This window comes from Actinoalloteichus spitiensis RMV-1378, from assembly GCF_000239155.1.
In the GTDB taxonomy this organism is placed as follows: Bacteria; Actinomycetota; Actinomycetes; order Mycobacteriales; family Pseudonocardiaceae; genus Actinoalloteichus_B; species Actinoalloteichus_B spitiensis.
This window is the reverse complement of record NZ_AGVX02000302.1, coordinates 1-6437: the sequence shown is the minus strand read 5'-3', so window position 1 is coordinate 6437 and position 6437 is coordinate 1. Positions and strand designations below refer to the sequence as shown.

Sequence of the window (6437 nt, the reverse complement as noted above, 5' to 3'; positions counted from 1 at the left end):
GCCCCCCCAGCCGCTCCAGCTGCTGGGAGCGGCGGGGCAGACCCTGCGTCGCGCCAAGCGGGACGGCCGCGCCCAGTGGACGCTGTACGACCAGTCCCTGGCCGCGCGGGACCGCCAGCGCGCCGCCCTCGCGGCCACCATGCCCACCGCGCTGCGCCGCTACGAGTTCTACCTGGACTACGAACCCGTGGTGCGGTTGGCGGACGCGTCGCTGGCGGCGGTTCGGGCCGTCGCCCGCTGGGACCACCCGGAGCACGGCGTGCTCGGCGCCCGGGACTTCGTCGAGGTCGCCACCGAATGCGGGCAGATCATCCCGATCGGGCGGTGGATGCTGCGGCAGGCCTGTGAACAGCTCAGGAGGTGGCGGGACCGGTGCGGGCTGCGGGCGGTGATCAGCGTGCCGCTCAGCGACCGCCACACGGCCGATCCGGACCTGGTGGCGGACGTGCGGGAGGCGTTGGAGACCAACGGTCTCGCGCCCGCAGACCTCCAGGTGGAGTGCTGGGAACGGGCGATCCTCGACGAGGACGGTGACCTCCGGGACTCGCTGGTGGCGTTGACGGAGCTCGGGGTGCACCTCGTGCTCCGCAGGATGAGCGGCTACACCTGCTTCTCGCAGCTGGAGTCGATGCCGGTGGAGTCGCTGGTCGTGTCCGCCTGGGGCACCCGCACCACCAACCACGGGGAGGACAGCCTCGACAACGAGGTGCTGCGGACGGTGCTGCCGATGCTGCGCAAACTCGACGTGACGCTGATCGCCGGCTCGGTGACGTCGGAGGAGGAGGTCCGCCGGCTGCACGACCTGGGCTGCGACCTGGCGTACGGGCCGTTGTTCGGTGCCCCCGGCCCGCCCGAGGACATCGAGGAACTCGCGGCCCGGGGAGTGCCGGTGGCGCCGGTGTCCTGACCCACCGTGGTGTCGCGGGGCCCCGGTCCCCCGGCCGCGGGTGGGGGCGGAGCGGTGGGTGCGCTCGTCGAGCCGGTCCGGGGCCGTCGGGGCCGCGGGTGCCGTGGTGAGTCGATGTTCACCGCTTCCGGGGGAGGGTCCGCGCCGGTGGTTCCCCGGACGCCGCCGCATGGCCCGGGTTCGCCACCACCCGTGTCCGACCGTGCCCCGGCGGTGGGCGGGTCGGCCACCGCCGGGGGCTCGCTCATCGCCGGACCGTGATCACGTCCTGCGGCCGGGTCCACGGTGAACATCCACCAACTCTGCGAGCGAGCGGTGGAAGGGCAACCATGTGGGCGTCTGCGCCGTCCTCCTCGTACAGGCACGGAACACTCGTCGCGTCGCGGCCCCGCAGACGACCGCGGCCGGGAGGTGATCTCCATGAGACCGTCCAGGAGCTTGCTCGTCAGGGTGGCACTCCCGCTGGCCGCGGTGCTCGGCTTCGCCGCCGCCTGCGGCGGAGCGCCCACCGGCGGTGAGAACGACCAGGCCCAGCCTCCACCCCCAACGACCACCACGTCCGAGCCGGCCCGGACCGGCACGGGCGCCCCCGGTTCCACCGAGAGCGAGGCGGCACCGTCCGAGTCGGACCTGCCCGGCGGGCCACCGCCCAGCCCGGAACGCTCGGACGCGACGGAGTCGGCGGTCGCGGAGGAGCGGTGCCACACCAGTGAGCTGAGGGCCGAGGTGCGGCCGCTCAACGCGGCGGCGGGCAACCGCTACGCCGATCTCGTGCTGACCAACACCAGTGGCCGCACGTGCAGCATCTACGGCTACGGCGGCATGGAGCTGGTGGACGAGAACGGGCGTGCCATCGCCACGGACCTCCGCCGCACCAACGATCCCGGCCCGCAGCTGGTCCAGCTCGCGCCGAACGCGAGCGCCGCGAAGAAGCTGCACTGGACGGTCGTCCCGGGCGAGGGCGATCCCGAGGAGGAACCGTGCGGTCCCGAGCCGGTGAGCATCAACGTCATCCCGCCGGACGAGACGGATCCGCTGAGCGCGTCCTGGACGCTGGGCCCGGTCTGCGACGGCGGCCGCATCGAGGGCAGCGCCTACTTCTCGATGTGAGCTGGTTGGGCAGGGACCGCGCGCCGGCGGGGCGGTGACCACCCCAGGGGCGTCCGGCGGTGCCGCCGGGCGCCCCTTCCGCCGGGTGTCGCCGGCCGGGCGGCGACGCGTCCGTCGACGGGTCGGCCGGGGCTACCACGGGCCCGGGGTCGACAGGTGACAACAGCGCCGTCGACATGGTTGGCTGTCCACACCGGCCAGGTACCGAGGGTAGCCGCGCTCCGCCACCGGGGTGAGGGGCTACCCCCCGGTCCGCTCCGGTCGGTCCGGGTCCCGTTGCCGCGCGTACTAGTGGAGAATCCTGACTGCGATGGTGGAGGAGCAGCTTGAGTTACTCGTCACCGTGGTGGTCGCCGCTGGGAGCGACCGGCACGCGAGAGACGCCTGCGACGACCTGATCGCCCTCTCGGAGGGCGCCGTGGTCGGCTCGTGGGACTGCTCGCACGAGGAGCCGGGTTGTTGGGCGCTGACGATCAGCCGCAGGACCCCCGTCCACGGCGGGGAGGAGGCCGGGGCCACCCTCGGCAGGGCGGTGCGCCGCCTGCTCCGAGCCCTCGGCCCCGGTTTCACCGCGTCCCGGCTGAGCTGCGAACCGCCGACGGCGTGGACCGTGGTGGACGACCCCGAGCTGATCGGTTCCCTCGTCCCGGGCGGTGAACGCATCCTCGTCGAGGCCTGGCTCGGGGAGAGCACGCTGCCGGCGCTGGACCTGCGGGAGCCGGAGACCCCGGACCCGGTGGAGCCGCCCGCTCCCGCCCCGACGTCCGAGGCCGCCGCCCCGCCCCCCGACGGCCCGCTGCTCGCGCTCCAGGTCGACGTGCTGGCCGAGCGGTCCGCTGGTGCGCAGTGGCAGGCCAGGGCCATCGCCGGCCGGCTGACGAGCAACCCCCGCATCACCGACACCGCCTCGCTGACCACGACCCGCTACCGGGTTCGGCTGGATCTCGGCCGGGCCGAGGGCGATGTCGAGGAGGCCGTCCTCGACGCCGTGCGCCGGCTCGGGAAGTCGGGCTGGTCGGAGGTGGCGCGCACCGGTTCGGTGGCGGTGATGAGCTGGAGCACGACCAGCACGCCGCGGAACGGCATCGTCGGGTTGGAGGTGTCCGCCCGGCAGCCGGAGCCGGGCCGGGTCGAGGGGCCGGAGGACGTGGGCTGGCGCGCGCCGGCCCCCGGTACCGAGACGGCGCTCACCGGCTCGGTGCCGGAGCCGGAGCCGGAGCCGGAGCCGGAGCCGGCCACGATCGGCGACCAGGCCCGGTCCCGCGCCGAGGAGCTGCGCACCGCGCACCGCTCCGCGCTGCCCAGGGAGGAACAGCACTGGTCCTGGTGGGGGTGAGCCGGCGGACGGCCGGGTGGCCGCCCGCCGGTGCCCCGGGGAGAGGATCAGGCCGGGTCCAACCAGACCGCGGTGAACGGCCCCCAGTTGCCCTCGGAGTCCTGGGCCCTGACGTGGATCAACTGCCGGTCGGCTCCCAGGCCGGTCGTGGCGAACGTGCCCGCCAGCCCCACCGTCGACCCTGAGCCCACCACGCGGAGGGGCTGGGGGGTGCCGCCCTCCCAGGGGAGCGCGCCGACGTAGGCCTCGGCGGCCACCACGTCCTGGGCGGTGGGCCTGCCGACGCCGTTGGTGCCGTAGGCGTCGTCGTCGGCGGTGCCGAACACCGAGGCCCAGGGACCGTTGGCCCGGACGACGCTCAGGTCGGACACCGTGGGGCCGAGTGCGAGCGAGTACGGCGCCCTCGCGCTCTTCGCCGCGTAGAGGAGGGCGTCCGCGTTCTCGCCCCACAGCTGGTCCTGGCAGGAGTAGGCCGGGTGGAACCCGGTGCAGGTCCTGGCCGACCCGAGCTCGTAGGTGAACGACGCGACGCCGAGCCGGTCGTAGGAGTAGTCGTCGGTGGCTCCGGAGACCCCGTAGAGCACCTCGGGCGGACGGCCGGTCCGGTAACCGTTGTAGTGGCTCATCCGGAAGCCCAGCGACCGCAGTCCCTCGTCGTTGGGCGCCGGGCCGTCGACGGCGTTGCCCCAGGGGAACAGCACGTAGTCCCCGAAGGTGTGCAGGGTGATGAGCACACCCCGCGCGTCCAGGGGAGCCGAACCGTCCGGTTCGGTCCGCTGGGCCGGGAACAACCGGTCGAACAGGTCGGCCAGCTGGTGCGTCTCGGGTTCGGAGTTCGGACCGGAGCCGTGGTAGGTCTGCCCGCAGGGGTTGGAGCTGGAGCCGCTCTCCGCCCACCGGGTGTCCCAGTTGCGGTTCAGGTCGACCCCGGCGTGGTTGTTCGACCACGAACCGCCGGTGCCGCAGGGGACGGTGCTGTCGGAGTCGTTGGTGTTCTTGCGCTGCCAGGCGGGGCTGGTGCCGCCGAGGCCCTGGTCCTCGATGCCCCGTTCCACGAGCGCGGTTCCGTCGGGATTGGCGTTGGGCACCACCCAGATCTCGGTGCTGTCCAACACCGAGGTGATCTCGGCGTCCCGCCCGTACCCGTCCACCAGTGACGTCACGAACCGCCACGCGATCTCGCTGGTGGTCACCTCACGCGCATGGATCTGCGCCATCAGGAGGAACCGGGGTTTCTCCGAATCGGGCTCGGGAACGCATCCCGCGCCCGCGTCCGCCGTCACGCACAACACCGGCAACTCGTACCCGGCCCCGGCGTCCCGCGTCCGCTCCCACGACTCCCCGTAGGTCAGGTGCCGCACCAGTTCCGGGTACGCCTCAGCCAGGTCCTCAGCGAACTGGTAGTGCCCTTCCACCGTCCGGTAGCCGCCGTAGAACGTGGGGTACTGCTGGCCAGCCAGCCGGGCGGGCAGGGGGGTCGCGGACTCGGCCAACGGCACCGCCGAGGACACCGCCGGCTCCCGGCCCACCACCGAGAGGCCCTGGGCGGTGAGCTCGTCCACCGTCGTGCGGTCCCCGAGGACGATCAGGTCGTCACCCTCGCGACCGACCAGGTCGTACCCGGTACCGGACAGCAGGTCCGCGAGCGCCTGCCGGTCCTCCCCCGCCGCGCTGACGCGCACCAGCTCCACGGGGTCCGGCTCGGCCGGGTTCGGTTCGGCGGTGGCCGGCACCAGGCTGGCCGTCATGAGTGCCGAGGCCATCGCCACGGCGAGAGCGAGGTGGAACGGACGCGGATGTCGTGCCATGTGCACCGTCCTCCAGGACCTGTGGTGGCGTACCCGCGCCCGTCCGGTCCGATCCGACACGCTCGGCCCGCCGGGTCCGGGCACCACCGCGTACGGGCGGTCGTGACCGGACACCGCCAGCGTTCCTCATCGGATTCCGGCGGGGCCCGGCGACCAGGACCTCGCATTGTCGACACATCGGTTCGAGGGCGACAAGCCGCCGATCCGGGCAACTCCCGGATCGGGGTCCGTTCGGGCGAAGGCCGCTCGTCGGAGCGGAGCAGCCTGGCTCCCGCGCCAGGCGGGTGCCCGCCCGGACCCCGGTGGTCGGTCTCCCGTCACCGTCGGGCCGTCACCGTCCGAACGGGTCGGACCCGGCTGACCCGGCCGTTCGGGTGAGTCCGCTGGCCGGGTGCCCGGTCGGGACTCCACGAGGTGGTCGCCGGGGGTGGCGCTGTCTGGTCCCGGGTTCTGATCACCTACTAACCTCTGTGTGACGCGGCCACGAATTCGAGCCGGCACACTGGATGGTGGGACCCGGCGACTGGGAGGGCATCGGTCGGATGGCAGGTGTGGAGGAGGTCCGCGCGGGTATCGCGCAGGCCAACCAGGAGATCAACGAGGCGCTGACGATGCTGCGTCAGATCCAGGAGCGGGTGGACCGGGCGCAGGCGACGCTGACCAACGCGATGCAGGGCAGCATGCAGCCGGAGGTGCAGCAGTCGCAGGTGATGTTGTCCCAGGGTGTTGAGCTGGTGAACCAGGCCTACGGCCAGCTCTCCGCGTGTGTGACCACGACGGACGGGTACGCGGCGAGGCTGTGATCCTCCCGAACCAGGAGAGGTGTGATCCGAGGTGTCCGCCATCGAGGAGCTGCGCGCCGCGCTGCTGACCGTCGTCGACGACGTGCGGGGCGCGTCGGCCGGGCTGCTCGACGTCCGCCAACGCACGGAGCGGGCGCTGGCCCTGCTCGGCGAGCTCAGTTCCGACCACCACGAGTCGCTGGTGCCGCCGGAGGCCCAGCGGGCCGCGGAGGCCCTGCGACAGGTGTCCCTCCTGACCGTCCAGGTCGAAACCTCCGTGCAGAGCGTGTTGGCCAGACTGTGATGGTCCTCGGCGCCCACCCGGTCCTCCCACGCCGGCACGCGGTTCCACACCGGGCGTCGTCCCGTCGCGGCGGGGCCGCCCGGTGACCAGACGAGGTGACCGCCGCCGGCGGATCGAGGACTCCTTCGACAGGTTCCGGCGGGCGGTGGCGAACTTCCTCGGGGTGGCCGCCAACCGCCTGTCGGCGGCC

General features: G+C 73.3%; 6 protein-coding genes. 5 read left to right on the top strand and 1 reads right to left on the bottom strand.

The annotated features are described in order from the left end of the window. From ACTIDRAF_RS28850 to ACTIDRAF_RS28845, 3 genes are all read left to right on the top strand, one after another. Nucleotides 1-907 (top strand): EAL domain-containing protein (locus ACTIDRAF_RS28850; protein WP_016699350.1); only part of this gene is annotated, 907 nt, incomplete at its 5' end. Between the two features lie 420 nt (nucleotides 908-1327). After that, nucleotides 1328-2017, top strand: a complete 690-nt coding sequence (locus ACTIDRAF_RS0213940; RefSeq protein ID WP_039787295.1) for a DUF4232 domain-containing protein — start codon at nucleotides 1328-1330, stop codon at nucleotides 2015-2017. Nucleotides 2018-2327: 310 nt separating this feature from the next. Continuing rightward, nucleotides 2328-3353 carry a hypothetical protein gene (locus tag ACTIDRAF_RS28845; RefSeq protein ID WP_016699348.1) on the top strand — a complete coding sequence of 342 codons (1026 nt, stop codon included), beginning with the start codon at nucleotides 2328-2330 and terminating at the stop codon, nucleotides 3351-3353. Nucleotides 3354-3400: 47 nt separating this feature from the next. Here ACTIDRAF_RS28845 and ACTIDRAF_RS28840 read toward each other — a convergent pair whose 3' ends face one another. Further along, nucleotides 3401-5161 (bottom strand): M14 family zinc carboxypeptidase, encoded by a 1761-nt coding sequence (locus ACTIDRAF_RS28840; RefSeq protein WP_157163029.1) that lies wholly within the window; start codon nucleotides 5159-5161, stop codon nucleotides 3401-3403. Nucleotides 5162-5703: 542 nt separating this feature from the next. On the opposite strand from ACTIDRAF_RS28840, the gene ACTIDRAF_RS0213925 reads away from it, so the two are divergent. Together ACTIDRAF_RS0213925 and ACTIDRAF_RS0213920 are read left to right on the top strand one after the other, a co-directional pair. Then, nucleotides 5704-5964: a hypothetical protein gene (locus tag ACTIDRAF_RS0213925; RefSeq protein WP_026066086.1), complete on the top strand. Its 261-nt coding sequence runs from the start codon at nucleotides 5704-5706 to the stop codon at nucleotides 5962-5964. Nucleotides 5965-5995: 31 nt separating this feature from the next. Then, nucleotides 5996-6247, top strand: coding sequence for a hypothetical protein (locus tag ACTIDRAF_RS0213920; protein ID WP_016699345.1), 252 nt, complete (start codon nucleotides 5996-5998; stop codon nucleotides 6245-6247). Nucleotides 6248-6437: the final 190 nt, after the last annotated feature.

Excerpts from the sequence above, each read along its gene's own strand:
- ACTIDRAF_RS0213940 (WP_039787295.1), top strand. The coding sequence starts at position 1,328 with ATGAGACCGTCCAGGAGCTTGCTCGTCAGGGTGGCACTCCCGCTGGCC.
- ACTIDRAF_RS28845 (WP_016699348.1), top strand. The coding sequence starts at position 2,328 with ATGGTGGAGGAGCAGCTTGAGTTACTCGTCACCGTGGTGGTCGCCGCT.
- ACTIDRAF_RS28840 (WP_157163029.1), bottom strand. The coding sequence starts at position 5,161 with ATGGCACGACATCCGCGTCCGTTCCACCTCGCTCTCGCCGTGGCGATG.
- ACTIDRAF_RS0213925 (WP_026066086.1), top strand. The coding sequence starts at position 5,704 with ATGGCAGGTGTGGAGGAGGTCCGCGCGGGTATCGCGCAGGCCAACCAG.